Below are 26,132 nucleotides of genomic sequence, written 5' to 3'. Positions count from 1 at the left end.
ATCCTGGAAAACTGTGGGCACGGGGGCGATAAAGACGGCGCCCTTTGTCTCCCAATTCGCGGGTTAATCCTAGTCCTTTTTCACGACCTGAGAAAAAGTGGCTGAAGGGTCTCAAGCAAAGCTCTTACCGGTCGCTTCGCAAGCAGCAACATGGAGCCCCAAAGTGTTTACCGTCTCCCCGATCACGGGGACACACGAGCAAAAGGGCCTTCATCGAGTTCAATTTCAACCCCTGATGGTTCATGCTAGGCTGTTTTGGTGATTCGTTTAATACTTTGGGTAAGCCGTTCTGTTCTTGCGACGACCTTTCTCGTCAGGAATAGTGCCATGGATCTGCGGCATAGAGGCGGCCCCCACGAACACAGTTGGATATTATAACGGCCGAGCTGCGGGCCTATTGTATCGAGTGTTAGGTTCCCAAGCCGCTGCCAGATGGGAGCTACCTGGTTGTCGACACAGCAGATACTCACCGGCGACTTTCTGGCGGGGGGTGGCGAGATGGCTGAGCTCGTCCGGACAAAGGACTGGAGCAGCACGCCGCTGGGGCCGATCGATCAATGGCCCCAAAGCCTCAGGACCACCGTTAGCCTTTGCCTCGCCTCAAATTTTCCGATCAACGTGATCTGGGGCGACGAGAACATCCAGATCTACAATGACGGGTATCGCACGGCGTGCGGGGATGCTCATCCGCGGGCGCTCGGGGAGGATTACAGCGTCACATGGTCGAGCGCCTGGCCGGCGATCGGTGAACCTTTTCGTCAGGCGCGCCAGGGCAACACGTCGTTCCTTGAAAACCAGCGGATGTTCCTGACCCGCAACGGCTATCTGGAGGAAACGTTCTTCACCTTCTCGCTGTCGCCGATACGGGACGAGACGGGCGAAATCGGCGGCCTGTTCCATCCCGTGACGGAGACGACGGCGACCATGCTGGCGGAACGGCGAACCCGCGCACTCCGGGATCTGAACGCCAGCCTGGCTTCGGCAGAAGACATGGAGGACCTGTCGCGGCGCATCCTTGAAGTCCTTGCCCAGTTCGAGTTCGATCTGCCGCTCCTTCTTCTTTATCATTTGTCGTCGGATGGGAGCAGCTATCGGCTTGCAGCGCACTATGGCCTGCCGGATCGAAGCCTTGCATCCATGGCCTCAATCGATCCGCACTCGAACGCCCCATGGCCGATGGAGAGTGCCCTGGCGACGGGCGGCCCCACGGGGGTCAACAGGCTTTCCGATCTCTTTGCGGGTGCGGGGCCTTATGATGAGCCTCCCGATCGGGCGCTCCTCCTTCCCATCGCCGTCCCCGGCCTGGACCTGCCTCCGGTCTTCGTGGTGGCCGGCGCCTCGCCACGCCTGCCTTTCGACGACGCCTATATGGGCTTCTACGAACTGCTTGCGACCGCGATCACCGCCGCCGTCGCCGCCGTGCGGGCGCGTACCGACGAGCGGCGGCGGGCCGAGGCGCTGGCGGAGATCGATCGGAGCAAGACGATGTTCTTTTCGAACGTCAGCCATGAGTTCCGTACTCCGCTGACGCTGATGCTGGGGCCGCTCGCCGACGTGCTTCAGCAGACGGACGGGCTTTCGGCTGATGACAGGCAGCGAATTCTCGTTGCCCAGCGCAACGGCCACCGGCTGTTGAAACTGGTCAACACGCTCCTCGATTTTTCGAGGATCGAGGCGCAGCGCGTGCAGGCGTCCTTCGAGCCGACCGATATCGGCAGCCTGACCGCGGAGCTGGCATCGAATTTCAGGTCCGCGATCGAAAAGGCGGGGCTGAGCCTCGTTGTCGAAATCGCAGACTTGCCGCAGCCGGTCTATCTCGACCGCGATCTCTGGGAAAAGATCGTCCTGAACCTGCTTTCCAACGCGTTCAAATTCACGTTCGAGGGCGAGATACGCATCAGCGTGAAGGCGTCGGACGACAAGGCACGCGCCGAAATCACTGTCCGCGATACCGGTACCGGCATTGCGGCCGAAGAATTGCCACGCCTGTTCGAGCGCTTTCATCGCATCGAAGGTGCGAAAGGAAGGTCGTTCGAAGGCTCCGGTATCGGGCTCGCCCTGGTGCAGGAACTGGTGCATCTTCAGGGCGGCGACATCCGTGCCGAAAGCCGGCTTGGCGAAGGCGCGGCCTTCTCGATCTCGATACCATTCGGAAAGGCGCATATCCCCCCGGAACAGATGCGAAGTTCCCAGCCGGTCGAGAGCAATGTCGGCAGGCGCCAGGCTTTCGTCGATGAAGCAATGTCCTGGCTGTCGGCAGGCGGCGCCACCATCGCTTCGATGCCGCCGGCAGCGAGCACGGAGACGGCCGAAACGCTTGCTCCGATGGGACATGTTCTCCTGGCGGACGACAATGCAGATATGCGTGCCTATGTGGAGCGGCTGCTGTCGATATCCGGCTTCACGGTCGAGACAGCGGCCGACGGCGAGGCGGCGCTTGAGGCAGCCCGCCTCAGGCGCCCGGACCTCATCGTTTCCGACGTGATGATGCCTGGCCTCGACGGATTTGGCCTGCTGTCGAGAATACGGACGGATGGCGAACTTAAGGACACGCCCTTCATCCTGCTGTCGGCCCGGGCCGGCGAAGAGGCGAGGCTGGAGGGTGTCGATGCCGGCGCGGACGACTACCTGGTGAAACCGTTTTCGGCTCGGGAACTGGTGGCGCGCATTGCGGCCTTGATCAGGCTGTCGCGGGATCGACGCGAGACGGTTTTGAGAGAAACCGCCGCCCGCCTTCGTGAGCTGAATGCGGACCTGGAGCGCCGCGTTCTGGAACATTCGCGCGAGCGGGGACGGACGTGGAAATATAGCCCTGACCTGCTCTCGGTGATCGATTTTGCGACCGGCATATTCGAAAGGACCAATCCCGCCTGGAAGAAAGCCCTCGGTTTCGACGAGACGGAACTTCTGGGCACGCCTTTGCGGGCGCTCCTGCATCCGGACGACGTCGTCGCGAGCGAGACTGCGCTCCAGGCTGCGCAAAGCGGCATCCCCGTGCTTCATTTCGAAAACCGATGTCTGACCCGCGAAGGCGACTATCGCTGGCTCTCCTGGGTGGCGGTCGTCGTCGACGGCAAGCTCTATTCCAGCGCCCGCGACGTGACCGACCACAAGATGCGCGAGGACGAGCTGAGGAAGACGCAGGAGACGCTGCGCCAGGCTCAGAAGATGGAGGTGATCGGCCAGCTGACCGGCGGGGTCGCGCATGATTTCAACAACCTCCTGATGGTCATCTCCGGCGGATTGGACGTTCTCGACAAACGCGACGATCCGGTGCGGCGGGAGCGTATCAAAAGCGGCATGCTGCAGGCGGTCAATCGCGGAGCGTCGCTCACCAGGCAATTGCTGACCTTCGCTAGGCGGCAGCCATTGAAGCCGCAGCCTGTCGATCTTCGCCAGCAGATTTTCCAGATGCGAGAACTTCTCGACCGGACGCTCGGCGGAGATATCACCGTCGATGTCGACGTCGATACGGGCGTGTGGCCGGTGCAGGCCGACCCTTCCGAACTCGAGCTCGTGCTTTTGAACCTTTGCGTCAATGCGCGCGACGCAATGCCGGCGGGCGGCACGATCGTCATTAGCGCCGCCAATTCCACCGTCGACTCATCGGGCAAAAGCGGTGACGTTGTGAAGATCACCGTCGCCGATGGCGGCATCGGAATGCAGCCCGAGGTTCTCAAGCGGGTGTTCGAGCCGTTTTTCACCACGAAGGAAGTCGGCAAGGGATCAGGATTGGGGCTCGCGCAAGTTTACGGTTTCGTCGAGGCCTCCGGAGGATCGGTCGAGATCAACAGCGAACCAGGGGTCGGAACGGCCGTGGACCTTTGGCTTCCCCGGTCGATGGAGGCGTCATTGGAGGCGAGCGGCAACCATCTGTCCCGCGCCCACGGCGAGACAGACAGGAGTGTCGCCGGAAAGATCCTCGTCGTGGAAGACGACGACAGCGTCGCCATGCTGGTCAACGACATGCTCGACCAGCTTGGCTATTCCGTAACCCGCGTCGATGGGGCGGCGGCAGCGCTCAGCGTGCTCGCGTCGGATGCCGAGCCGGACCTGATGTTTTCCGACATCATGATGCCCGGCGGCATCAATGGGGTGGATCTCGCCAAGGAGGTCAAACAGAGGCATCCAAAATTGCCAATCCTGCTCACATCGGGCTATGCGGACGTGCTCAAGAGTGCCGCGACCGCGGAAGGCGTGGAGATTTTGCCCAAGCCCTACAGTCTCCGGCAGCTCTCGGAGGCTCTTAGGGCAACGATCCCGGATGCCAGGTAGTAGACGCCCGATAACTCGAAGATCGCTGGGGGTTCCCGATCAAGGCGCCCCTAGGCGAGCTTATGTTTGGGTCGCTACGCGCGCATAGTGCGCCGGCGGCAATCCGACAAAGCGGGTGAATGCAACGCTGAACGCGCTTGCGGAACTGTATCCGACACGTTCGGCAATCTCCTTCATTCCGCCGTCGCCACGCCGCAGAAGGTTCTTCGCCAGAGCCATGCGCCACGAAAGCAGGTACTCCATGGGGGTGACGCCCATGGCGCGGCGGAAACGATCGAAGAAGGCGGAACGGGAGAGGGCGGCTTCCTGGGCCAGTTGCTCCACCGTCCAGTCCAGGGTCGGATCGGCGTGCATCCGCCGGATGGCGACCGCGAGCCGTCCATCGGCCAGTCCGCGCAGAAGCCCGGGCGGCGCTGCGGCGCCTGCCGTGGACCGCAGCGCCTCGATGAGCAGCACTTCCAACAGGCGCGCCAGGATCATGTCGCGCGCGGGCCGCTGTTCGCGAGCCTCTTCCCGCACCAGCTTTACAAGGGTCGCAAGCCGTCTCTCGCCGCGAACGTGCACCAATTGCGGCAGGAGTGAAACCAGCAGGGCGGCGTCCGGCGACCCGAAGACAAAATGGCCGACCATCAGCCGGACGTCGGGCGGCCCATCCGGATTGCCATGTCTTATTTCGTCCGCGAACCTGGTGACGGTCAACGGATCGACGCCCTCCGACGGCATAGGTTCCAGGTTCGACATGCTGAAGCCATAGGCCGAGGGGATCAGAACGAAGTCACCCTCATGCAGGTCGATTGGCTCTTGCCCCTCGACGGTCAGGCGGGACGAGCCTTCGAGGATGACGCAGTAGAAGGGCTGGCCCGATTCCAGGCGCTGGACACACCACGCCCCTGCGCCGCTGACGAGCTTCGTCGATGGGACGCTGGGTTGGAGCAATGTGACCACTTCGGCGAATGGATCGACCATATCAGGACTTTCACGAATGAGAACCGGACTTCTGATTGTAGCAAGTCCAGCCCCGGCGGTCTAGATTTCAGGTGCTGCAAAACACGATAAGGAGCCACCATGAAAACCGTTCTCATCACCGGTTGCTCGTCCGGATTCGGTCTGGAGATCGCCAAATATTTCCTCGACCGCGATTGGAAGGTTGTCGCGACGATGCGTTCGCCGCGCGAGGATATTCTCCTTCCCTCCGAGCACCTCCAGATCCTCGCCCTCGACGTCACCGATCCGGACAGCATTCGCCGGGCCGTCGATGCCGCCGGACCAATCGACGTGCTGGTCAACAATGCGGGGATCGGCTGGCTGAATGCCCTTGAAGGCACATCAATGGAGATCGCCCGCGAGATTTTCGAGACGAACACTCTCGGGACGATGGCCGTGACACAGGCGGTCCTGCCGCAATTCAGGCAACGGAGAACCGGCGTCGTGGTAAATGTGGCGTCGAGCGTGACGTTGAAGCCGCTTCCGCTGCTTTCGGTCTATACGGCGAGCAAGGCTGCGGTGGATGCTTTCACCGCGGTGCTGGCGCTGGAACTCCAGGAGTTCGATCTGCGAGTGCATCTGGTGCAGCCGGGCAGGGCGCCCGACACCCGGTTCGGAGAAAACGCGCGGTCCCGCATGCAGGCCGAGGGTGGCTTCCCCGAGCCGTATGCCGGCCTGGTCCAGAGGGTGTTCGCCAGCTGGGAGCAGGAGCAGTCGGCCGTCACCCGGCCACTCGACGTGGCCGAGGCAGTCTGGCTTGCGGCAACCGACCCGTCGTCACCGGCCCGCATTCCTGCCGGCGCCGACGCCGTGGCACTCGCTGGCTGACACTGGCGCCGACTATCTTTCATGATCGCCGCGGAGCCGACTTGCCGCCGAACCCCTCCGCGGCAAGTCGGCTCCGCGGCAAAGATTGCATTTATTGCAGCAGATCCGCCACGCTGTAGAATGCCGCTGATATCGCCGCAGTTGCCGGCATGGTCACGATCCAGGCGATCACGATGTTGCCGGCAAGACCCCAACGTACCGCCGAAACGCGCCGGGCCGCCCCGACGCCGACGATCGCTCCTGTGATCGTATGTGTTGTCGAGACGGGAATGCCGAGCCAGGTCGCTCCGAACAGTGTCAACGCTCCGCCCGTCTCGGCGCAGAAGCCTTGCATCGGGTTGAGCCTGGTGATCTTCGAGCCCATGGTATGGACGATCCGCCACCCACCGAAGAGCGTGCCGAGCGCCATGGCGGATTGGCAGGAGATCACCACCCAGAAGGGCACGTAGAAGGTCGGACCGAGATATCCCTGGCTGAACAGAAGCACCGCGATGATGCCCATCGTTTTCTGCGCGTCATTGCCGCCGTGGCCGAGGGAATAAAGCGAGGCGGAGATAAACTGCATCACGCGAAATGTCCGATCGACCGCGAACGGCGTCTGCCGGACGAAGAGCCAGGAAACCAGGAGCACGAGCGCGAGGGCCAGCAGGAAGCCGATGGCCGGCGAGAGGAAAATCGCCCCTACCGTCTTCCCGAGACCGCTCCAGACGATCGAGCTGAAGCCGACCTTTGCCAGGCCGGCACCCACCAGGCCGCCGACGAGCGCGTGCGAGGAACTGGACGGAATTCCGAAGATCCAGGTGAGGATATTCCAGATGATTGCCCCCATGAGGGCGGCAAAGATCACCTGGGGCGAAACAATCCCTGGATCGATGATGCCTGTGCCCAGCGTTTCCGCCACGTGCAGGCCGAAGAAAAGGAAGGCGATGAAATTGAAGAACGCCGCCCAGGCGACCGCATATTGCGGCCGCAGGACGCGGGTCGACACGATCGTCGCTATGGAATTGGCCGCATCATGAAGACCGTTAAGGAAATCGAAGAACAGAGCGAGTGCGATCAGCCCGAAGAGAAGTGGCAAGGCGAGAGACATATCCATCAAACGTTCTCGATAACGATGCCGCTGATCTCGTTGGCAACATCCTCGAAACGGTCGACAACCTTCTCCAACTCGCCATAGATCTCGCTGCCGATCATGTAGGCCATCGCATCGCCGCTCGCGCCGTGACGCCGGTACAGGTCTTTCAGACCCTGATCATGAAGGTCGTCCGACCGGCCTTCCACGCGGGTGATCTCCTCGGCGATCGCCGCAAGGCGGTGCGCATTGGTGCCCACCTTGTTGAGGAGGGGAATTGCTTCCGACATGAGATTCGCCGCCTTGACGATTTCGCCACCCATCTCCTGCATGAGCGGATCGAAGCCGGATTGCTCGAACAGCCTGATCGTCTTGACCGTTTTATGCATCATGTCGATCGCGTCATCCATCGACTGGATGAGGTCCTTGATGTCGCCGCGGTCGAAGGGCGTGATGAAGCTCCGCCGTACGGCGAGAAGAACGTCCCGCGTGATGTCGTCGGCGTCATTCTCCAATGCGACGATCAGCTCGCAGTTCTTCTCGACCTCGTTGCCCTTGAGGAGTTGGTCAAGCGCGTGGGCGGCCGCAACCACAGCTTTCGAGTGCTGGGAAAACATTTCGAAGAATTTGTCTTCGCGCGGCATCAGCTTCCGAAAAATACTCATCATACCGTGCGACCTTCCATGCGGCTGACTGTCATAAATGTGTCATAAACATGCTCGGGCAATTGAAGCAACACGCAAAATCGACAGTTTGATCCGCATGAAATCCACAAAAAAACGCAGCAAGCCGCGACCGGACAGGTCCCAGACGCTGCTCAAGCAACTTGCGGCAGTTCCGGGAAGGCTGTTCGCCGGAACGTTTCACCAACAATATGGCGCCTTATGCTTTCGATACCGGGGGGATGGCCCTCACGTTGAAATCCTGGTGATCACCTCGCGCGAGGCCGGGCGGTGGGTCATCCCGAAAGGCTGGCCGATGAAGGGAAAAAAGCCGTTCGAGGCGGCGGCGACGGAAGCCTGGGAAGAAGCAGGCGTAAGCGGGACGGTGAAGAAGAAGCCGGTCGGCCGCTATACCTACCTTAAAGAACTCGACGACGGCGATGTGGTCCCCTGTATCGTCGACGTGTTCCAGATCGAAGTCACGGAGGTCGCGGGTGGCTTCAAGGAACAGGGGCAGCGTATTCTCGAATGGGTCAGCCCTGATGAAGCGGCACGACGCGTTCGCGAGATCGAGCTCAAGTCGCTGCTCGTCGAATTTGAGCCGCGGGGTCGCAAGAGGCGCAATCGAGGCTAACTTTGAACCTGGTCGCCGACGCTTTGGTGGGTGGTTCTGCTTTGCAGCAGCTCGCCTTGCCGTTCCAGAACCGGATAGGCCGTGGCCGCGACGAGATGGGAATTGATCTGCTTGAAATCCCGCAACAGGTCCAGGTGCAGAGAACTGGTTTCCGCCGTATCGAAATCGCCTTGGCGCAGCCGGTCGAAATGGGCGTTGGTTCCGTCCCGCTCGGCCCGACGGAAGACGATCTTTTCGTCGGCGAGCATGCGTGCGACGCGTTCGTCCTGCGACATGAAAAGTGCAGCGGCGGTGCGCAGATTGTTGGAGAGACGGTCCAGCAGGCCGCTCAGCTCATGCTGGCCTTCCTTCGAAAAGGTCATGCCTCGGCGCAGTCTCTTGACGAGATGGGGAAGCACGTTTTGGTCGATGACGTCGCCCGCGTGTTCCAGGCCGGTCGAGAACAGCAGGATCTCGTCAAGGCGTCTCCGGTCGATATCGCTGAGTTCTTCCGGGTCGATGGACGTGAGGTATCGTTTGACTGCCGTATTCAACCGGTCGAGGACGTTGTCCTTCCGCCGCAGTTCCGCCAGGGCGCGGCGATCGGTGCTCGTCAAGGCAGCCTTCGTTCCCGCCAGCATTTCCTCAAGCACGTCCACCAGCCGCAGGACTTCCCGCGCCGCTCCCTGCAACGCAACGACCGGCGTTTCCTTGGCAGACGGATCGAGATATCGCGGATGGCCGGGATCGCTCTCGTCGATCCGCCGCGGCAGCAGCCTGGTGAGGGCGTTTGCGAACGGCGAGAGGAACGGCATGAAGACGACCGCGACCACGAGATTGAACGCCGTGTGGAAATTCGCGACCAGCCGGGCACCATCGCCCTCGATCTGGATCATCAGCGCCGTAATCGGCGAGAGCAGCGCGAACGCTGCCAGAACGCCGAGGATCCTGGTGATCAGGTTGCCGATCGGAAGCCGTCTGGCCGCAAGATCGTTCCCGGACTGCCCCTCGACAACCGGATTGATCGCCGTTCCCAGGTTGGCGCCGAGGGTCAGTGCGAAGGCCTGGTAGGGATCGATCAGCCCCTGGCTCGCAAGCGACATGACGAGCAGAACTACCGCGACGCTGGAATGGGCTGCCCAGGTCAAAGCGGCCGCGAGCAGAAGGCTGAGGAGCGGCGTGGTCGAAATGGCTGAAAGAACCGCGGCGAAGGCCGGTGTATCGGCATATTCCCTCAGCACATCGAGCAGTTGATGCAGCGCGAGCAACATGAAGCCGAGCCCGATAAACACGCGACCGAGGTCATGGACCTGCGGATTTTGCGTACGGCGGAACATCAGGACGCCCAGCAATACGAGAGCCGGCGACGCGGCGGCCACGTCGAAGGACAGGACCTGCACGATGAGCGTGCTGCCGACATTGGCGCCCAGCATGACGGCAAGGGCCGGGACAAGATCGACCAGTCCGTCGGCCGCAAACCCCGATGCCATCAGCCCGGTCGCCGTACTGCTCTGAAGAATCGCCGTGACGCCCAATCCGGAAAAAAACGCCTTTATCCGATTGTTCAGCGCCCGGCCGAGAAAAGACCTGAGATTGGGGCCGAAAGCACGCTGGATGCCCGTCTGCACCATCCGCGTCCCCCAGAGAAGGAGAGCTATGTGTCCGGCAATGGTGACGATTGCAATAATGAAGGGCATCGCATTTCCGTGAATAATCAGCCGGGTGGAGAATCAAACTGGTGGCTCAGGATGTTAGCCAGCTAACATAGTTGCCGGGATCTGTTGCTTTTTCAAGGCTGAGGTCTGACCGGTAGGTATTGGGGGGCCACCATCCGGTCTTGTCCGGAAGACGGAAGATTTTTTTGAAACCGGACGAGAAGGTGTCGGATTGGCAAAATCCGGTTCGTCCTTAGAGTCGTCTATTCCACATCTTAAAAGGATCACGACCATGCCGAACACCATTCGCCTGCATCGCGTTCTCGCAACCAGCCCGGAAAAGGTCTATCGCGCGTTCATCGAGGCTGACGCGCTTGCCAAATGGCTTCCGCCCAACGGCTTCTTGTGCACTGTGCATCACCTGGAACCGAAAGTCGGCGGCAAGTTCAGAATGTCCTTCCGGAACTTCACGACCGGCAACAGCCATGCCTTCGGTGGGGAATTCGTTGAACTCGTCCCGGGGGAACTCGTGCGCTACACGGACAAATTCGATGATCCCAACCTGCCGGGCGAAATGGAAGTCACGGTGACGTTGAAAAAGGTTTCGGTCGGTACCGAGGTGAATATAACGCAGGCAGGGGTACCGGACGTCATCCCGCCTGAGGCCTGCTATCTCGGCTGGCAGGAATCGCTGCGGAACCTGGCAAGGGTCGTCGAGCCTGAGATCAACGAATAACGTATCCAGACGGTGCAGGCGACGGGAACGGATCGCGTTGCCGGCTTTCGCGATCCGGCAAGGGAAGCAGCTGCCTGCGTTTCGAACTCTGCCCCTCCGATCATCTAACCCCATGCAGCGCGCGGCGGCTTATGCGGCGGCCGTCAAGGCGGATGCGCAAAACTGGACAATGGGGTAAAGACCGGAGCCACGCCGCGGCCGTATTGTGTTACCATTCCGGCGGTTTCAAAGCGGAAAGTCGAATGCCCCTTCAGCGTGTCGGTTTTTATGTGCTTCTGGTCCTGGTGACCGTCGCGTTCGTCGCAGTCGTCCTGCCGTTTTATTCGGCGATATTCTGGGCAGTCGTCCTTGCTATCGTCTTCTTTCCTCTCCACGCCCGTATAGAGGCTTGGCTGGGCGGGCGCAGAAATATTGCCGCAGCGCTCTCCGTCCTGATCTGCCTCTGCGTCGTCATCATTCCGGGGCTGGTCGTCCTCAGCTCGCTCGTTCAGCAGGGCAACCTTCTCTATGTACGCATCGACAACGGCGAGATCGATGTCCGGAGGTTTTTCCAGGAACTGCAGGAGGGGCTGCCCGTATTCGTCCGCGGCTGGATCGAGCGGATCGAGCTGGAGGGCTTCGACACGCTTCGGGAACGCATCTCCACGGCGCTGATGCAGGGCGGCGGTTTCTTTGCCGGACGCGCCTTGAGCCTCGGCCAGAACACCGTGCAATTCTTCGTCACTTTCGGCGTGATGCTCTATCTGCTGTTCTTCATGTTCCGGGACGGGCAGGTGCTCGCCCGCACCATCCGAAAGGCACTGCCCCTCAGCGACGCGCATACCCGTCGCTTCGCCTCCAAATTCACGGCCGTCATCCACGCGACCGTTCGGGGCAATATCATCATCGCCATTATCCAGGGTTCGATCGGCGGCGTCGCATTCTGGGCGCTCGGGGTGGAGCCGGCCCTGCTGTGGGGCGTCCTGATGAGCGTCCTGTCGCTGCTGCCTGCGGTCGGTGCTGCATTGATCTGGATGCCCACGGCCGTTTACCTGGCGCTTGCCGGCTTTTGGGTGAAGGCCATCGTGCTGGTCGCGGTGGGCGCTCTTGTCATCGGTCTTGTCGATAATCTTCTGAGACCGCGCCTGGTCGGCAGGGAGACCAAGCTTCCCGACTATGTCGTCCTGATTTCCACCATCGGCGGCATTTCCCTGGTCGGCATCAACGGGTTCGTCATCGGACCGCTCGTCGCTGCCCTGTTCATTGCCGCATGGGGAATATTCGTCGAGGAGGAGGGTGTTGCTGATACCCGATGAGGGCAACGCCCGGCTTTGGCGGATGGCGAATGCATGCCGGACAGCTCCGAAATTGACCCCGACGGGGGCGATGGAGTAGGGAAAGCCGACGCGGCATCCCTGCACTGCAGGCCGGCAATGGTGCCGGGGCCGTCTGTTCGTTTGGTATATCGCAGCTCCGTTTGCCGGGCTGTACCCGGTCCAGACCCCGAAGCGGCTGATACGGGCGAAGGCAGACGTGAAAAAGACGGTGAAGAAAGTGACACAAGCGGCTCGAAAGGCTGGATATTTCAAGGCTCCGGTTTTCGCCGTCGCGCCGATGATCGACTGGACGGACAGGCATTGCCGTTTCCTGCACCGGCAGCTGTCGAAGTCCGCGCTGCTCTATACCGAGATGGTGGTGGCGGACGCGATCATTCATGGGCCGCGCGAGAGGCTCCTTTCCTTTTCGCCCGCCGAACATCCGGTTGCCTTGCAGTTGGGCGGTTCGGATCCGGCAAAGCTTGCCGAGGCGGTCAGGATCGCGGCCGATTACGGTTATGACGAGATTAACCTCAATGTCGGCTGCCCTTCGGACCGGGTGCAGTCGGGCACGTTCGGCGCCTGCCTGATGCGGGATCCGGCGCATGTGGCTGACCTCGTTTCGGCGATGAAGCGGGTGTCGAGCGTGCCGGTCACCGTGAAATGCCGGATCGGCGTCGACGACCAGGAGCCGACGGACGTGCTGCCGGATTTCCTCGCCCGGGTGATCGGCGCCGGCGCCGATGCGGTGTGGATCCATGCCCGCAAGGCCTGGCTGCAGGGGCTGTCGCCGAAGGAAAACCGCGAAATCCCGCCGCTCGACTACGACCTCGTCTATGCCATGAAGCGGGAAAACCCGGACGTATTCATGGGCATCAACGGCGGCATCGCCGACCTGGAGCAGGCGGCAAACCATCTCGCCCATATGGACGGGGTGATGCTCGGCCGCGCCGCCTATCACAATACCGGACTGCTGGCCGGGGTGGATGCGTTCTTGGCGGGTGCTAACCCTGCAGGTGTCGCTAACCCCGACATCGACTGGCTGGCGCTGCGCGATACGATGATGGATTACGCGGCGGAGTTGACGGCCCGGGGCGGGCGGCTGCATCACGTCACCCGGCATATGGTCGGGTTGTTCCAGGGTTTTGCCGGCGCAAGGCGGTTTCGCCAGATCCTTTCCACCGACGCCACCCGACCGGGTGCCGGACCGGAGGTCATCGCGGCCGCTTTCGCGGCGGTGGATATCGAGGGCGGCCCTCGGGTTCAACCCGAGGAAAAGAAGCTGGCGGGGTGAGGGCGGAGATTGTCGAGATCCCATCGGACACACTCCTCCCTTGGCGATCCTCGGTTTCTTTCGTCATCCTCGGGCGACCCTCGGGTTTAACCCGAGGGCGAGGATCGGACGGGGCGCTGAAAGTTGCCTCGTAAGGTAAGTAATAAGTGACACCTCTCAGCGCCCCGCCGAAAGCTGACCGACGGCTCAAAGCTGAGGCAGTTCAAGAGCGTCAACATCTGGTCTTGTAGCTACTCGACGATCTTCCAATAGGAATCTTTGCGGATCACCTGACCATTCCGAAACGTATAAAGATCGCAACCCTGGACTTCCGTCTTTGTCCCGTTGATCGACGTACCCATGAGGGTCCATCTCGATATCCCGGTTCCGGATGCTTCATCAACGAAGTGCTCAGCGTTGTTGTAGGTAACGTCAGGCAGGCCCTGAAAGCGCGACGCCAGAGCCTCTCGCACCTTGATCTTGCCTTCCAGGCGAGACCCCCATGGATCGCGCCCGCGTGGCATCTCCAATATGCAGTCTTCAGCGAAGTAGCTCATGATCAGATCGAGATCATGAGCGTTGAAGGCATCGCACAGATCCCTCAGCCGCCGAAGCAGGTCCATCACGGTCTCCATCAGTACGGAAAGCCAGTTCGCGATCCTACCATGTTTCCTCCCGTTCTGCAGGAGGTGCATTGCTGCGCTGGCAATTGTGAAGACCCAATTTGAAAAGATGCGACGGAACTGGTTCAGACACACCACCTCGATGCTGGCCCCAGCAGCATTTCGGACGAAGCGACTGTGCCTTGCCCAGATGCTTCGGCCAGAATTCGTGATGAACTTTGGCGGCTTCGTCTTCGAGGTTCGTCGGGCTCGGTGACCAATCGGACCGGCAGCTTTCAGGACATCGCAAGATCCGCTTGAATGACCATTACGGGCGAAAATCATTCACACCGGCGCCAGACTTCCGCCTAACGCCATCTCTGCCCAAAGCAGATGCCCCCTCAATCCCGCTTGATGCTCATCAACACATCCCACATGTCCGCCCCCGTCTCGAACGCAGCCGCGTTGGCCCTAAAGCCCTGGGCGGCGGTGAGGGCGTCGAGCATTTCGCTGGCCATGTCGACATTCGAGCTGTCGGGGAAGACGACGGAGGTGGAGGGGGTGACGGTTGTGGTGACGCCGCCGGGATCGGTCTGCGTCGAGACATGCGTGTCGAGGCGGTTGTAGCCGGGCGTACCGGCATTGGCGATGTTGTGCGCGGCGGTTGCGAGGCGTTTTGCCTGGGCTTGCATGCCCGAAACCGCAATGCTCATCACACTCGACAGACCCATCGCCACCGTCCCCGAAATCCCGATGGAACCGGTTTTACCGCAAGAGCTTCAAGGAAGACTGAACGGGAAGGGTAAGGGAAGCGTAGCGCGGCGTGGCACAGCTGTGCCGGAACGGGGCGCGGAGGCGATGCGTGGAGCTTCTCCCCCTGCGGGGGTCCGAAGGACGGGTTGAGACGAGTGGCTCAACCCAGGCAGGGTTGGGGAGGGGTCTTCACTTCACATCAAGACCCCTCCGGCCTGCCGGCCCCCCTCCCCACAAGGGGGAGGGTTAAGACTGCTGCACCGCCTCACTTCCCTTAGGCAATCGCTTTATCGCGAGGGAGATCGGAGGGCGGGATGACGATAGAGACGGCCTTACTCGGCCGCCTCCGCGTAAGCCTCCAGCGGGGGGCAGGTGCAGACGAGGTTGCGGTCGCCGTAGACGTTGTCGACGCGGTTGACCGGGGACCAGTATTTGTCGACGCGGAAGGCGCCCGGCGGATAGCAGGCCTGTTCGCGGGAATAGGGACGGTCCCATTCGCCGACCAGGTCTTCGACCGTGTGCGGGGCGTTCTTCAGCGGGTTGTTTTGCCTGTCCATGCGGCCTTCCTCGATAGCATGGGCTTCCTCGCGGATCGCCAGCATCGCATCGCAGAACCGGTCGAGCTCGGCCTTGGTCTCGCTTTCGGTCGGCTCGATCATCAGCGTGCCGGCGACCGGCCAGCTCATGGTCGGGGCGTGGAAACCGCAGTCGATCAGGCGTTTTGCGACGTCGTCGACGCTGACGCCGGCCGAGGCGTTGAGCGGGCGCGTGTCGATGATGCATTCATGCGCGACGCGGCCTGCCTCCGACTTGTAGAGCACGTCATAGGCGCCCTTCAGCCGTGCCGCGATATAGTTGGCGTTGAGGATCGCCACCTTGGTCGCCTGGGTGAGACCCTCGCCGCCCATCATCAGGCAGTAGGACCAGGAGATCGGCAGGATCGACGGCGAGCCGAAGGGGGCGGCCGAGACCGCGCCTTCGCGTCCATCCGTCGCCGGGTGGCCGGGGAGGTGCGGGGCGAGATGCGACTTGACGCCGATCGGGCCCATGCCGGGACCGCCGCCGCCATGCGGGATGCAGAAGGTCTTGTGGAGGTTGAGGTGGGAAACGTCGGAGCCGATGTCACCGGGGCGGGACAGGCCGACCATGGCGTTCATGTTGGCGCCGTCGAGATAGACCTGGCCGCCATGGGCGTGGGTGATCTCGCAAATCTCGCGCACCGTTTCCTCGAAGACGCCGTGGGTCGAGGGGTAGGTGATCATGCAGGCCGAGAGGTTTGCGGCATGCTGTTCGGCCTTGGCGCGGAAATCGTCGAGGTCGATGTCGCCGTTGTCGCGGACCTTCACGACGACCACTTTCATGCCGACCATCTGGGCAGACGCCGGGTTGGTGCCGTGCGCGGAGGTGGGGATGAGGCAGACGTCGCGGTGGGTGTCGCCCTTGGCGAGATGATAGTTGCGGATGGTGAGCAGGCCTGCATATTCGCCTTGCGCGCCGGAATTCGGCTGCATGGAGAAGGCGTCGTAACCGGTGATCTGGCAGAGTTTCTGCGACAGGTCGTCAATCATCTCCTTGTAGCCAAGCGCCTGGTCCGCGGGCACGAAGGGGTGGATGTCGGAAAATTCCGGCCAGGTGATCGGCAGCATTTCGGCCGTCGCATTGAGTTTCATGGTGCAGGAACCGAGCGGGATCATCGCCCGGTCGAGCGCCAGGTCCCGGTCCGAGAGTCGGCGGATATAGCGGGTCATCTCGCTTTCGGCGCGGTTCATGTGGAAGATCGGGTGGGTCATGTAGTCGGATTTGCGCAGGAGTGCGGTCGGCAGGCGCCACGTGGGCTCGAAATCCGAGACCTTGAAATTGCCGCCGAAGGCACGCCAGACGGCCTCAAGGGTGGCCGGCCTCGTGCGTTCGTCGAGCGACATGCCGATGCGGGTTTCGCCGACCTTCCTGAGGTTGACGCCCTCGGCGACGGCGGCGCGCATGATCAGGCCCTGCATGTGGCCGACTTCGACGGTGATCGTGTCGAAGAAGGTGTCAGGCTCAATCACGTAGCCCAGCTTTTCCAGGCCCTTGGCCATCAGCACGGCCTTGCGGTGGACCTGCTGGGCGATCGCCTTCAGGCCGTCCGGGCCGTGGAAGACGCCGTACATGGAGGCCATGACGGCAAGCAGCACCTGGGCGGTGCAGATGTTCGAGGTCGCCTTTTCGCGGCGGATATGCTGTTCGCGGGTCTGCAGCGACAGGCGATAGGCGCGGTTGCCGCGGCTGTCGACCGAGACGCCGACCAGGCGGCCGGGCATGGCGCGCTTGTGGGCATCCCTGACCGCCATATAGGCCGCATGCGGGCCGCCGTAACCGACCGGCACGCCGAAGCGCTGGGAGGAGCCGATGGCGATGTCGGCACCCATTTCGCCGGGGGATTTCAAGAGCGTCAGCGCCAAGGGGTCGGCGGCGACGGCAGCGACCGCGCCGGTCTGGTGCAGGCGGGAAATCAGACCGGTGAAATCGCGGACATGGCCGTTGGTGCCCGGATACTGGAAGATGGCGCCGAACACGTCGACGGGATCGAGATCGGTCATCGGGTCGCCGATGACGACGCTCCAGCCGAGCGGGGCGGCGCGGGTTTCGATGAGGGCAATGGTCTGCGGGTGGCAGGCGGCATCGACGAAGAAGGCTGTCGCCTTGGATTTCGCCTGGCGCTGGCAGAGCGCCATGGCTTCGGCGGCGGCGGTCGCCTCGTCGAGCAGCGAGGCGTTGGCAACGTCGAGGCCGGTCAGGTCGCAGATCATCGTCTGGAAATTGAGCAGCGCCTCGAGGCGGCCTTGCGAAATTTCCGGCTGGTAGGGCGTGTAGGCGGTATACCAGGCGGGGTTTTCAAGGATGTTGCGCTGGATGACCGGCGGCGTGATCGTGCCGTAATAACCCTGGCCGATCAGGGAGACGAGCGGCTTGTTGCGGTTGGCCGTGTCGCGCAGTTTGTCGAGCGCCTCGCGCTCGGTCAGCGCTGGACCCCAGGCAAGCGGCGCCGTCTGGCGGATCGAGGCGGGGACGGTGGCGTCGATCAGGGCGTCGAGGTTCTTGTAGCCGACGACCTTCAGCATCTCGGCCATTTCAGCCGGAGAGGGGCCGATATGGCGGCGGTTGGCGAAGTCGTAGGGCTGGTAGTCGGTGAAATGGAAATCGGTGCTGTCGGTGGTCATGCGATCAGGTCCTGGTAGGCGGCTTCGTCCATCAGCGCGTCGGCGTCGGCGGCGTTCTTGAGCTTCAGCTTGAAGAACCAGCCTGCTCCTTGAGGATCGGAATTGACGATCGAGGGGTCATCGACGATCGCCTGGTTGACCTCGGTCACTTCGCCATCCAGCGGACAATAGACGTCGGAGGCGGCCTTGACGCTTTCGACGGTCGCGGCATTGCCATCCTTGGTCAGTTCGGCGCCGACTTCCGGCAGTTCCACGAAAACGAGGTCGCCGAGCTGTTCGGCAGCGTGAGAGGTGATGCCGACGGTGGCAATACCGTCCTCGAGCTTCAGCCATTCGTGTTCGGCGGTGAATTTCAACATGGTTCTCTCCGGAGGATTATCGTTTGTAGGTGGGGGTGATGAAGGGAAGGGCGGCGACGGTGAGGGGCAGGTATTTGCCGCGCACCTCAGCAAAAATCTGGCAGCCGGGTTCGGCAAAGCGGGTCGGGACGTAGCCCATGGCGACGGGGCCTTCGACCGAGGGGCCGAAGGTGCCGGAGGTGACTTCGCCGAGCTCGGTCTGGCCTTCGGCATCCGCATAAAGCTTGGCATGGGCGCGGACGGGCGCCTTGCCTTCCGGCTTCAGGCCGATGCGGCGGCGGGAGGTGCCGTTCGCCAGTTCACCGAGGATGCGGTCGGCGCCCGGGAAACCACCGGCACGGGCGCCGCCCAGGCGGCGGGGTTTCTGGATCGCCCATTCCAGCGCTGCCTCGATCGGCGAGGTGGTTGTGTCGATGTCGTTGCCATAGAGGCAGAGGCCCGCTTCGAGGCGCAGCGAATCGCGGGCGCCGAGACCGATCGGCTGGCAGTGCAGGTCTTCGAGCAGCGCCTTGGCGATCTGTTCGGCCTGGTCTGCCGGCACCGAGATCTCGAACCCGTCCTCGCCGGAATAACCGGACCGGGAGACGATGCAGTCGACATCGTGCAGAGACGCGTCGCGGACGTCCATGAACGTCATGGAGGTGACATCCGGCCAGAGAGCAGCCAGGGCGCCCTCGGCGCGCGGACCCTGGAGGGCGATGAGCGCGCGGTCGTCGAGAAGTTCGACGTCGCAACCGGTCAGATGCGCCTGCATGTGGGCAAGGTCGGCCTCCTTGCACGACGCGTTGACGACGACGAAAAGGTGGTCGCCGCGGTTGGTGATCATCAGGTCGTCGAGAATGCCGCCATTGTCGTCGGTGAAGAAGCCGTAGCGCTGGCGGCCGGGCTTCAGGCCGAGGATATCGACCGGCACCAGGCTTTCGAGCGCGAGTGCTGCATCTTCATACGTTCCGGATTTCGCGCGGATGACGACCTGGCCCATATGGGAGACGTCGAACAGGCCGGCGGCGCTGCGGGTGTGCAGATGTTCCTTCAGCACGCCCGCCGGATATTGCACCGGCATGTCGTAACCCGCAAAGGGCACCATCCTGGCGCCGAGCGACAGATGGAGGGCGTGAAGCGGGGTGGTCTTGAGAACGGTTTGATCGTCCAAGGACGCCTCCAGGGTTGGCGCATTTCAAGCGCCGGCTCAGATTCAGGCGCAGTGACGCACCGGTTTATGAGCCCCCTCTGTCCTTGTCGCCTGAGATTGTTATCCCTTCGGCGAGCCCTCTTCGGGCTTCTCTCCAGAGTTCCTGTCGGTCGACTGCTGGTCCTTTTGCCTGAGAGTTTCCGGGGCGGTTGCTCCTTCGGCACCGCATTGAAGCGGCTTCTCCCAGCGAGTCTGGGCGGTATTATCGACCTCGATGACGGTTTGGCAAGCCCCTGATGTCGCTGGCACCAAGATTTTTGTCGCAGCGCAGCAAATGCGATTTGATCTAATGCAATGCGGGGCGACATGACTGAAAAAACCGCGGCAAAAAGGGCTTTTGCGCTTTGCCGCGATTTGGGTTATTCCGGCAGGCATTCGGACAGGCGAGACGATGACGGCACGGCTCAACACGGCGGCGAACTTAACGCGCGTTTTCTGCGCGATGCTGCTGCTTTTGCTGGGATTTGCCCATCAGCCGGTGCAGGCCTCAGCGCCGCTCGATTCCTACAGCGAAGATTATCGGCTCCCGGACGGCACGTTTGCCGACATCTGCTCGGAAGGCGACCACGGTCACCGGATGCCGGCGGCAAAACCGCTCTGCGAAGTCTGCCTGCTCTCCGCATCGGTCATCCTGCCCCCGCCGGACGAAGAGGCCTGGCTTGGCGGAGAGCATGCCTCGCTTGCCAATCCGCTCGGCCAGTTTCCCGAAGTGCTCGGCACGACCGCCGTTATCCAGCCGAAATCCCGCGCGCCCCCGATTTCCATCTGATCCGTCAACCTGCTCAGATCAATCGCGGTCGATCGGCACAGATCCCGTCACCGCATGGGGATATACCATGAAAACCTTCACCAAACTCGCCTTCCTCGGCATTTTCGCTGCGACCGGCATCGTCATTGCGGGCGCCACGGCCGCGCAAGATGCGCCCGCCAAGGTCGCCGACCTCGAAATCACCAGCGCCTTCACCAAGGCGATGCTGCCCGGCCAACCGGTTGGCGGCGGTTATCTCACCATCAGGAACACCGGCAAATCCGACGACATGCTGGTGTCGGTCTCGTCGCCGGCCTCGGGCACCGTGGAGTTGCACGAGATGGCGATGCAGGGCGAGGTGATGAAAATGCGCAAGCTCGATACCGGGATCGCCCTGCCGGCGGGCAAAACCGTCGAATTGACGCCCGGCGGACTGCATCTGATGTTCATCAAGGTCAAGGAACCCTTCAAGCAGGGCGGCAAGGTGCCGGTGACACTGACCTTCGAGAAGGCCGGCAAGGTTGATATCACACTGCCGGTCGAGGCGGCGGGGCCGGGCGGCCACGTACACAAGTGATTTCGATAGAGCCCGCTTCCCGGAGCGGGCTCTTCGTCTCTAGCGCAGCAGTTTGAGGCTGCCAGTCAGCGACTTTATCCATTTCGAAGGCCCGGCGAGGCCAAGGCCGTCAATCTCCTCTTCCGCGAGATCGCGATCGGGGAAAGCGATCTCGTAGTCGCGGTAATCGTGCAGGGACCTGGCGAAGGCTGGAAAAGGCACGATTGCGTGGTTCTGGAGCTGCTCCATGGCCTTCAGCATCAGTGATCTGATGATATCCGCCGGCGCCTGCAGGATCGGCACCGGCAGGGAAGAACTGATATCTATCGTGCGACCGCGGCGATCGGTCAGCCGGCGAGCCGCGAGCGCGGGCACGCGAGCGCCGAGGCCGATCGAGATGGCGCCAGCCGTGTTGGCAAGGAGGCCGAGCGGCAGGGTTGGGTTGACGATGATGGCGATGCGAGTGTCGTCGGTCATGGGCGATCAGGGTATCCATCAGTGGAAGAGGGTCTGCAGATTACTCGAGAGCGTCCGGTCGATCCTGCCTTTTACTTCTCGCTTCCAGCATTTCGAGGTAGGATCCGCCTCTTGAAATGGAGTTAGGGGTAGGATTTGATGGCAAACGACGTCGAGCCGGCGGATATACGAATTCTGGAAGCGTTGCAGGAGGACGGCCGGCTGACCAATCAGGCGCTCGCGGACAGGATCGGGCTTTCCACATCTCCGAGTTGGCGGCGCGTGCGGCATCTGGAGGAGACGGGCGTCATCCAAGGCTACAAGGCGGTGCTGGACCGAAAGGCGATCGGCCTCGGCGTGCTCGCCTTCATCCGAGTCAAGATCGACAGTCATAGCGAAGAAGAGGCGGAAGCGTTCGCTGCCGAGGTGATCGGGCTCGACGAGGTGGTCGCCTGCTACAGCATCGCGGGTGACGCGGATTTCCTGCTGCAGGTCGTCTCACCGGATCTCGACGCCTATGCGGATTTCGCCATGTCGACGTTGCGGCGGTTACCGCGCATCAAGGAAATGCAGACGACCTTCGTCCTCAAGGAAATCAAGGCCTTCGACGGTCTTCCACTGCGTTTTGCCGGCAAGCGGACCTAGCAGGCCGACGGGTTTCCGCCCAGGCGGTGCAACTGGCGGGGTTTTAGAAAATGCTTCGATACAACCTGATCGAGTTGTATCAATGAATCTTAACAGAAGTCCGCGATGAATAAGCCAAGACCTCTTATCAAAGGTTTCGGCAATGGAACTGCGACGTTCTCGGGTGATTGCGGCGGCCATTTTTCTCGGCCTGCTCGGCGCAGTCATTCCGATTGGCGCGATGGTTTATATTTCGTGGATCATCACGGTCGAGAAACAGCAGAACAATCTCGAACGGCTCGCCGAGCAGACGATCATGCGTGCGAGCAGGACGTTCGAGGATGCGCGGGCGGCACTCGATTCGCTCGCCTATCCGCGCCTGGTGCCTTGTTCGGACCAGCATATCGCCCGGATGCGGGTGATCGCTTTCAATACGCCTTCGGTCAAGGAAGTCGGTTACTTCGAGAACGGCCTGCTGAAATGCACCTCGTGGGGGATCGAGGAGCGCAAGGTCGACAGGCCGTGGATCGACTACATGACGCCGGACGGCGTGGAAGTGGCCACACGCGTGCAGCCGGCGGTCAGCATGGGCAATCCCATGATGGCGCTCCATTATGGCCCCTATAACGTGCTGGTCGATCCGGCCCGCTTTGTCGATATCCTGGTGGACGCCGACATCTCCCTGGCGCTCGCCAACCGGCAGGGCATGCTGATCAACGAACTCAACTCCCCGGAAAAGGACCTCGTCAACGCGCTGATCGACGAGCCGAAGAACGGCATGACATCCTCGGCGCTCTACGCGGTGGCGCACGATAAGGGGCTGATCGCGATCGCCATGGAGCCGCGCTCCAACCTGACCGGCAGGCTGCGGGAGGAACAGCTCCTGCTGTTGCCGGTCGGCGCCTTCGTCGCCATCTTCATCGTCGGCGTTGTGGTCTGGCTGTCCAAGAAAAGACTGTCGCCGCTCGGCGAGCTGGCGATCGCGGTGCGCAAGCGCGAATTCATCGTCCACTACCAGCCGATCATCGAGCTCAAGACCGGCATCTGCATCGGCGCCGAGGCACTGGTGCGCTGGCGGCGGCCGGATGGGTCGCTGGTGCGCCCGGACCTGTTCATTCCGCTCGCAGAGGAGAGCGGGCTCATTCTGCCGATCACCGACCAGGTCATCGAAGCGATTGTCGCCGATCTCGGAGGACTGCTCAGGGCTGAAGGTGCGCTGCATATCGCCGTCAACCTTTCCGCCGCCGATGTCAGCTCCGGGCGCATCCTCGATGTGCTCGACAAGAAACTCGCAAAGACCGGGATAGCGGCAGGGCAGATCTGGCTGGAGGCCACCGAACGCGGCTTCATCGACATCGAGGCGGCGCGGACGACATTGACAGAGGCCCGGCAAAGGGGCCACTCGGTGGCGATCGACGATTTCGGCACCGGATATTCCAGCCTGCAGTACCTGCAGGGGCTGCCCATGGATGCGCTGAAGATCGACAAGTCCTTCGTCGACACGATCGGCCGCAACAGCGCCACCAGCGCGGTCACCGGCCACATCATCGAAATGGCGAAGACGCTCGACCTGAAGATCGTCGCGGAAGGCGTGGAGACGGAGGAGCAGGCGGACTATCTGAGGGCCCACGACGTGGGTCTCGGCCAGGGCTGGCTGTTCTCGAAACCGCTGCCGGCCGCGGACTTCATCGATTACCACCGCAACGCAAAAGCCCGCTCGGAGAGCGGGCGGGAGAATATCCGATGCGTGGCGGCCTGAGGACCTGCCGAGTGACCTCAATCTTCCAGATCGCGATAGGCCGATTCGACCTGGCTGAACGTAACCTGCTGGCGTGGCTTCTGGTCGGCGGTGAGCATGTCGAGCGAAACGGTGGTGGCGGGGATCATGAATTCGGTATCGGTGGGGTCGCTAGCGTTTTCGGCGCGGCGCTGGTTGCGGTCCGCATCGGCCTTGATGTCCTTGACCTGATCCTTGGCCGAGATGCGCCGGCCGGGCTTCAGCGCCTCGATGGCGAGTGCGGCTGTGCTTGCCGATATGCTGACCAGTAGTGTCATCTCGCCTACCACCCTGTTTTCTCAGAATATGATAATTACGGCGGCCCTGATTTGTTCCCCTTTAAACAAAACGTCGGCATTTTATCGATTTGACGATTCTTGTTTCTGTTCTAGAGAAAGCTCCATGACCAACATGCTTCTCGTCGCCATCGGCGGGGCGATCGGCTCCGTCTGCCGCTATCTTGTCGGGCTCTGGGCGCTGCGCCTTTGGGGGCCGACCTTTCCCTGGGGGACGCTTGCGGTCAACGTCGCCGGCTCGTTCGCGATCGGCTTTCTCGCCGAACTCATCGTCCGGCGCTTCGATGCGTCGCCCGAGCTGCGGTTGCTGATCATTACCGGCTTTCTCGGCGGCTTCACGACGTTCTCGGCCTTTTCGCTGGATGTCGTGTCGCTCCTGGAGCGGGGCGCGACCATGGTGGGCGTCACCTATATCGTCGCGAGCGTCGCAATCTCGCTGGGCGCGGTTTTCGCCGGACTGGCGCTTGGGCGGGCAATGCTCTAAAGACCGGGCAAAGGGCCGCCGGTCCACACATAGATATGAAAGAGCTTTGATGGCAGGCATCGAGCATATCCGCGTCGAAGCGGACGAAGCGGGAATGCGTCTCGACCGCTGGTTCAAGATCCACTACCCGGGCCTCGGTTTCGGGCCGCTCCAGAAACTGCTGCGCTCCGGACAGGTTCGCGTCGACGGCGGACGGGTGAAATCCGACGCCCGCGTACAGCCGGGACAGACGGTGCGCATCCCGCCTCTGGACGTGGATGCCAAGAAGGCGGGGCCGATCGCCGGAAAGGATCTCAAGCATTCCAGCGATTTCGAACTTTTGTCGCGCATGGTGCTGCACGAGGACGAGAAGGTCATCGTGCTCAACAAGCCGGCGGGCTTGGCCGTCCAGGGCGGATCGGGCGTCGCGCGCCATATCGACCAGATGCTGGACAGCTGGGTGAGCCCGAAGGGGGAGAAACCGCGGCTCGTCCACCGGCTCGACCGCGACACATCGGGCGTGCTGGTGATCGCCCGCACCCGGGGCGCTGCGCAGAAGCTGACTGCCGCCTTCCGTGAACGGGATACCAAGAAGACCTATTGGGCGCTGGTCAAGGGCGTGCCGCGCAAGCACGAGGACAAGATCTCCACCTGGCTGGTGAAGGAACAGACGCCGGATGGCGACCGCATGCGGATCGCCAGGCATGGCGAGGAGGGGGCAGATCACGCGGTGTCCTATTACCGCGTCCTGGAAATGGCGGCGCAAACGCTCTGCTGGCTGGAGATGGAGCCCTATACCGGCCGCACCCACCAGCTGCGCGTCCATGCGCTGCATATCGGCCATCCGATCATCGGCGACCCGAAATATTTCGACGACGACCACAACTGGGATTTTCCGGGCGGCATCCAGAAGAAGCTGCATCTGCACGCGCGCCATATCGACATCCCGCATCCGAACGGCGGACGGCTGAAGGTCACGGCACCTTTGCCGCCGCATATGGTGCAGAGCTGGAACCTTCTCGGGTTCGACATGGAAAACGGGCGCAGGGACGACGACGAATGAAACTGGTTCTTTTCGATTGCGACGGCACGCTGGTCGACAGCGCGAGCCTGATCCACGAAACCATGCGCCGCACCTTCGCCCATTTCGACAAGCCGGAACCGAAGGTGGAAGACACCAAGGCGATCATCGGGCTGACGCTCGACATCGCGATCGCCCGCATGCAGGGCAAGCCGCATGCGGACGAGGAAGCCGTCGAGATGATGGCCTATTACAAGACGCTGTTTGCCGTCGTGCGCCAGGATCTCGGCTTCAAGGAGCCTTTGTTCGAAGGGATCCGCGACCTGATCTACACGATCGGTCCGCGCAAGGACCTGCTGATCGGCGCGGTTACCGGAAAATCACGACGCGGGCTGAATCTGGTCGTCGAGACGCACGGCTTCGACAAGTTTTTCATGGTGTCTCGCACCGCCGACGATTGTCCCTCGAAGCCGCATCCGGCGATGGTGACCGAATGCTGCGACGAGACCGGCATGAAACCTTCCGACACTCTTGTCATCGGTGATGCCATTTACGATATGCAGATGGCGAAGGCGGCCGGCGCCACGGCGATCGGCGTTGCCTGGGGTTATGCCTCGGTGGACGAGCTGAACAAGGCCGGCGCCGACGCGATCATCCATCATCCGAGTGAATTGCTGAGCCATATCGGCTGA

General features: G+C 62.0%; 24 protein-coding genes, 1 pseudogene and 2 riboswitches. Of the genes and pseudogenes, 13 read left to right on the top strand and 12 right to left on the bottom strand.

Annotation, left to right across the window (positions count from 1 at the left end; translation table 11 throughout):
* Positions 1-498: 498 nt before the first annotated feature.
* The gene (locus ACZ9EJ_RS07755; RefSeq protein WP_255742950.1) at positions 499-4,275 is read left to right on the top strand and encodes an ATP-binding protein; all 3,777 of its coding nucleotides are present in this window, start codon (positions 499-501) and stop codon (positions 4,273-4,275) included.
* A 60-nt stretch (positions 4,276-4,335) separates the two neighbouring features.
* On the opposite strand, the gene ACZ9EJ_RS07750 is transcribed toward ACZ9EJ_RS07755, so the two are convergent.
* Complete coding sequence (locus ACZ9EJ_RS07750) at positions 4,336-5,241, bottom strand: AraC family transcriptional regulator (RefSeq protein ID WP_046640266.1); 906 nt, start codon at positions 5,239-5,241, stop codon at positions 4,336-4,338.
* A 99-nt stretch (positions 5,242-5,340) separates the two neighbouring features.
* Between ACZ9EJ_RS07750 and ACZ9EJ_RS07745 the strand changes: the two genes are divergently transcribed.
* Positions 5,341-6,087: an SDR family oxidoreductase gene (locus ACZ9EJ_RS07745; protein ID WP_046640265.1), complete on the top strand. Its 747-nt coding sequence runs from the start codon at positions 5,341-5,343 to the stop codon at positions 6,085-6,087.
* A gap of 91 nt (positions 6,088-6,178) precedes the next feature.
* Here the strand turns inward: ACZ9EJ_RS07745 and ACZ9EJ_RS07740 are convergent, their stop codons facing one another.
* Positions 6,179-7,183 (bottom strand): inorganic phosphate transporter, encoded by a 1,005-nt coding sequence (locus tag ACZ9EJ_RS07740; protein ID WP_046626357.1) that lies wholly within the window; start codon positions 7,181-7,183, stop codon positions 6,179-6,181.
* Positions 7,183-7,827, bottom strand: coding sequence for a DUF47 domain-containing protein (locus ACZ9EJ_RS07735; protein ID WP_046640264.1), 645 nt, complete (start codon positions 7,825-7,827; stop codon positions 7,183-7,185). The genes ACZ9EJ_RS07740 and ACZ9EJ_RS07735 overlap by 1 nt, the downstream gene beginning before the upstream one ends.
* 94 nt (positions 7,828-7,921) lie before the next feature.
* Here ACZ9EJ_RS07735 and ACZ9EJ_RS07730 point away from each other — a divergent pair, with 94 nt between their 5' ends.
* The gene (locus ACZ9EJ_RS07730; protein WP_046640369.1) at positions 7,922-8,455 is read left to right on the top strand and encodes an NUDIX hydrolase; all 534 of its coding nucleotides are present in this window, start codon (positions 7,922-7,924) and stop codon (positions 8,453-8,455) included.
* Here the strand turns inward: ACZ9EJ_RS07730 and ACZ9EJ_RS07725 are convergent.
* Entirely contained in the window at positions 8,452-10,131 is a 1,680-nt protein-coding gene (locus ACZ9EJ_RS07725) for a Na/Pi cotransporter family protein (protein WP_046640263.1), read from the bottom strand. The genes ACZ9EJ_RS07730 and ACZ9EJ_RS07725 overlap by 4 nt on opposite strands.
* Positions 10,132-10,381: 250 nt before the next feature.
* On the opposite strand from ACZ9EJ_RS07725, the gene ACZ9EJ_RS07720 reads away from it, so the two are divergent.
* The 3 genes from ACZ9EJ_RS07720 to dusA all read left to right on the top strand — a co-directional run bounded on the left by ACZ9EJ_RS07720 (position 10,382) and on the right by dusA (position 13,414).
* Complete coding sequence (locus ACZ9EJ_RS07720) at positions 10,382-10,825, top strand: SRPBCC family protein (RefSeq protein WP_046626350.1); 444 nt, start codon at positions 10,382-10,384, stop codon at positions 10,823-10,825.
* 242 nt (positions 10,826-11,067) lie between these two features.
* Positions 11,068-12,120, top strand: coding sequence for an AI-2E family transporter (locus ACZ9EJ_RS07715; RefSeq protein ID WP_046640262.1), 1,053 nt, complete (start codon positions 11,068-11,070; stop codon positions 12,118-12,120).
* Positions 12,121-12,349: 229 nt separating this feature from the next.
* Positions 12,350-13,414 (top strand): tRNA dihydrouridine(20/20a) synthase DusA, encoded by a 1,065-nt coding sequence (dusA, locus tag ACZ9EJ_RS07710; RefSeq protein WP_080955726.1) that lies wholly within the window; start codon positions 12,350-12,352, stop codon positions 13,412-13,414.
* A 230-nt stretch (positions 13,415-13,644) separates the two neighbouring features.
* On the opposite strand, the gene ACZ9EJ_RS07705 is transcribed toward dusA, so the two are convergent.
* The 6 genes and pseudogenes from ACZ9EJ_RS07705 to gcvT form a co-directional block, all read right to left on the bottom strand.
* Positions 13,645-14,016: a nuclear transport factor 2 family protein gene (locus ACZ9EJ_RS07705; protein ID WP_046640367.1), complete on the bottom strand. Its 372-nt coding sequence runs from the start codon at positions 14,014-14,016 to the stop codon at positions 13,645-13,647.
* A 178-nt stretch (positions 14,017-14,194) separates the two neighbouring features.
* A pseudogene (locus tag ACZ9EJ_RS07700) lies at positions 14,195-14,263 on the bottom strand (nucleoside deaminase); the annotation flags it as partial.
* Positions 14,264-14,396: 133 nt separating this feature from the next.
* Positions 14,397-14,726, bottom strand: coding sequence for a flagellar basal body protein (locus tag ACZ9EJ_RS07695; protein ID WP_046640261.1), 330 nt, complete (start codon positions 14,724-14,726; stop codon positions 14,397-14,399).
* A gap of 354 nt (positions 14,727-15,080) precedes the next feature.
* On the bottom strand, positions 15,081-17,948 hold the full coding sequence (gene gcvP, locus ACZ9EJ_RS07690) for an aminomethyl-transferring glycine dehydrogenase (RefSeq protein ID WP_046640260.1): 2,868 nt from the start codon (positions 17,946-17,948) through the stop codon (positions 15,081-15,083).
* A complete protein-coding gene (gene gcvH / locus ACZ9EJ_RS07685) occupies positions 17,945-18,307 on the bottom strand; it encodes a glycine cleavage system protein GcvH (protein ID WP_046640259.1) in 363 nt (120 codons plus the stop codon). Before gcvH ends, gcvP begins: the two co-directional genes overlap by 4 nt.
* Positions 18,308-18,323: 16 nt before the next feature.
* Complete coding sequence (gene gcvT / locus ACZ9EJ_RS07680; protein ID WP_046640258.1) at positions 18,324-19,460, bottom strand: glycine cleavage system aminomethyltransferase GcvT; 1,137 nt, start codon at positions 19,458-19,460, stop codon at positions 18,324-18,326.
* A 67-nt stretch (positions 19,461-19,527) separates the two neighbouring features.
* Positions 19,528-19,607, bottom strand: a riboswitch (glycine riboswitch).
* Positions 19,608-19,695: riboswitch (glycine riboswitch) on the bottom strand. It abuts the riboswitch before it with no gap.
* A gap of 195 nt (positions 19,696-19,890) precedes the next feature.
* Between gcvT and ACZ9EJ_RS07675 the strand changes: the two genes are divergently transcribed.
* Together ACZ9EJ_RS07675 and ACZ9EJ_RS07670 are read left to right on the top strand one after the other, a co-directional pair.
* Entirely contained in the window at positions 19,891-20,268 is a 378-nt protein-coding gene (locus tag ACZ9EJ_RS07675) for a hypothetical protein (RefSeq protein ID WP_046626801.1), read from the top strand.
* 67 nt (positions 20,269-20,335) lie between these two features.
* Entirely contained in the window at positions 20,336-20,824 is a 489-nt protein-coding gene (locus tag ACZ9EJ_RS07670; protein ID WP_046626342.1) for a copper chaperone PCu(A)C, read from the top strand.
* 39 nt (positions 20,825-20,863) lie between these two features.
* Here ACZ9EJ_RS07670 and ACZ9EJ_RS07665 read toward each other — a convergent pair whose 3' ends face one another.
* Positions 20,864-21,280 carry a DUF2000 domain-containing protein gene (locus tag ACZ9EJ_RS07665; protein WP_046640257.1) on the bottom strand — a complete coding sequence of 139 codons (417 nt, stop codon included), beginning with the start codon at positions 21,278-21,280 and terminating at the stop codon, positions 20,864-20,866.
* A 138-nt stretch (positions 21,281-21,418) separates the two neighbouring features.
* Between ACZ9EJ_RS07665 and ACZ9EJ_RS07660 the strand changes: the two genes are divergently transcribed.
* Positions 21,419-21,904: an Lrp/AsnC family transcriptional regulator gene (locus ACZ9EJ_RS07660; protein WP_046640256.1), complete on the top strand. Its 486-nt coding sequence runs from the start codon at positions 21,419-21,421 to the stop codon at positions 21,902-21,904.
* A gap of 142 nt (positions 21,905-22,046) precedes the next feature.
* The gene (locus ACZ9EJ_RS07655) at positions 22,047-23,642 is read left to right on the top strand and encodes an EAL domain-containing protein (protein ID WP_046640255.1); all 1,596 of its coding nucleotides are present in this window, start codon (positions 22,047-22,049) and stop codon (positions 23,640-23,642) included.
* A 17-nt stretch (positions 23,643-23,659) separates the two neighbouring features.
* Here the strand turns inward: ACZ9EJ_RS07655 and ACZ9EJ_RS07650 are convergent, their stop codons facing one another.
* Complete coding sequence (locus ACZ9EJ_RS07650; protein ID WP_052764581.1) at positions 23,660-23,938, bottom strand: hypothetical protein; 279 nt, start codon at positions 23,936-23,938, stop codon at positions 23,660-23,662.
* Between the two features lie 124 nt (positions 23,939-24,062).
* Here ACZ9EJ_RS07650 and crcB point away from each other — a divergent pair, with 124 nt between their 5' ends.
* From crcB to ACZ9EJ_RS07635, 3 genes are read left to right on the top strand one after another with little or no spacing between them, the layout of a single operon-like run.
* Entirely contained in the window at positions 24,063-24,440 is a 378-nt protein-coding gene (gene crcB, locus ACZ9EJ_RS07645) for a fluoride efflux transporter CrcB (RefSeq protein WP_046640254.1), read from the top strand.
* A 49-nt stretch (positions 24,441-24,489) separates the two neighbouring features.
* The gene (locus ACZ9EJ_RS07640; RefSeq protein ID WP_046626333.1) at positions 24,490-25,482 is read left to right on the top strand and encodes an RluA family pseudouridine synthase; all 993 of its coding nucleotides are present in this window, start codon (positions 24,490-24,492) and stop codon (positions 25,480-25,482) included.
* Entirely contained in the window at positions 25,479-26,132 is a 654-nt protein-coding gene (locus tag ACZ9EJ_RS07635; RefSeq protein WP_046640253.1) for an HAD-IA family hydrolase, read from the top strand. The genes ACZ9EJ_RS07640 and ACZ9EJ_RS07635 overlap by 4 nt, the downstream gene beginning before the upstream one ends.

The sequence above is a fragment of the Neorhizobium sp. USDA 3394 genome, from assembly GCF_056280385.1.
The sequence above is the reverse complement of the archived record's forward strand: the minus strand, read 5'-3'. Positions and strand labels throughout refer to the sequence as shown.

Coding starts and splice junctions, on each gene's coding strand:
- ACZ9EJ_RS07735 (WP_046640264.1), bottom strand. CDS start 7,827: ATGATGAGTATTTTTCGGAAGCTGATGCCGCGCGAAGACAAATTCTTC.
- ACZ9EJ_RS07745 (WP_046640265.1), top strand. CDS start 5,341: ATGAAAACCGTTCTCATCACCGGTTGCTCGTCCGGATTCGGTCTGGAG.
- ACZ9EJ_RS07730 (WP_046640369.1), top strand. CDS start 7,922: ATGAAATCCACAAAAAAACGCAGCAAGCCGCGACCGGACAGGTCCCAG.
- ACZ9EJ_RS07725 (WP_046640263.1), bottom strand. CDS start 10,131: ATGCCCTTCATTATTGCAATCGTCACCATTGCCGGACACATAGCTCTC.
- ACZ9EJ_RS07665 (WP_046640257.1), bottom strand. CDS start 21,280: ATGACCGACGACACTCGCATCGCCATCATCGTCAACCCAACCCTGCCG.
- ACZ9EJ_RS07635 (WP_046640253.1), top strand. CDS start 25,479: ATGAAACTGGTTCTTTTCGATTGCGACGGCACGCTGGTCGACAGCGCG.
- ACZ9EJ_RS07675 (WP_046626801.1), top strand. CDS start 19,891: ATGACGGCACGGCTCAACACGGCGGCGAACTTAACGCGCGTTTTCTGC.
- ACZ9EJ_RS07705 (WP_046640367.1), bottom strand. CDS start 14,016: ATGGACCTGCTTCGGCGGCTGAGGGATCTGTGCGATGCCTTCAACGCT.
- ACZ9EJ_RS07670 (WP_046626342.1), top strand. CDS start 20,336: ATGAAAACCTTCACCAAACTCGCCTTCCTCGGCATTTTCGCTGCGACC.
- gcvH (WP_046640259.1), bottom strand. CDS start 18,307: ATGTTGAAATTCACCGCCGAACACGAATGGCTGAAGCTCGAGGACGGT.
- gcvP (WP_046640260.1), bottom strand. CDS start 17,948: ATGACCACCGACAGCACCGATTTCCATTTCACCGACTACCAGCCCTAC.
- ACZ9EJ_RS07755 (WP_255742950.1), top strand. CDS start 499: ATGGCTGAGCTCGTCCGGACAAAGGACTGGAGCAGCACGCCGCTGGGG.
- ACZ9EJ_RS07640 (WP_046626333.1), top strand. CDS start 24,490: ATGGCAGGCATCGAGCATATCCGCGTCGAAGCGGACGAAGCGGGAATG.
- ACZ9EJ_RS07660 (WP_046640256.1), top strand. CDS start 21,419: ATGGCAAACGACGTCGAGCCGGCGGATATACGAATTCTGGAAGCGTTG.
- ACZ9EJ_RS07650 (WP_052764581.1), bottom strand. CDS start 23,938: ATGACACTACTGGTCAGCATATCGGCAAGCACAGCCGCACTCGCCATC.
- ACZ9EJ_RS07695 (WP_046640261.1), bottom strand. CDS start 14,726: ATGGGTCTGTCGAGTGTGATGAGCATTGCGGTTTCGGGCATGCAAGCC.
- ACZ9EJ_RS07655 (WP_046640255.1), top strand. CDS start 22,047: ATGGAACTGCGACGTTCTCGGGTGATTGCGGCGGCCATTTTTCTCGGC.
- ACZ9EJ_RS07740 (WP_046626357.1), bottom strand. CDS start 7,183: ATGGATATGTCTCTCGCCTTGCCACTTCTCTTCGGGCTGATCGCACTC.
- ACZ9EJ_RS07750 (WP_046640266.1), bottom strand. CDS start 5,241: ATGGTCGATCCATTCGCCGAAGTGGTCACATTGCTCCAACCCAGCGTC.
- ACZ9EJ_RS07720 (WP_046626350.1), top strand. CDS start 10,382: ATGCCGAACACCATTCGCCTGCATCGCGTTCTCGCAACCAGCCCGGAA.
- crcB (WP_046640254.1), top strand. CDS start 24,063: ATGACCAACATGCTTCTCGTCGCCATCGGCGGGGCGATCGGCTCCGTC.
- ACZ9EJ_RS07715 (WP_046640262.1), top strand. CDS start 11,068: ATGCCCCTTCAGCGTGTCGGTTTTTATGTGCTTCTGGTCCTGGTGACC.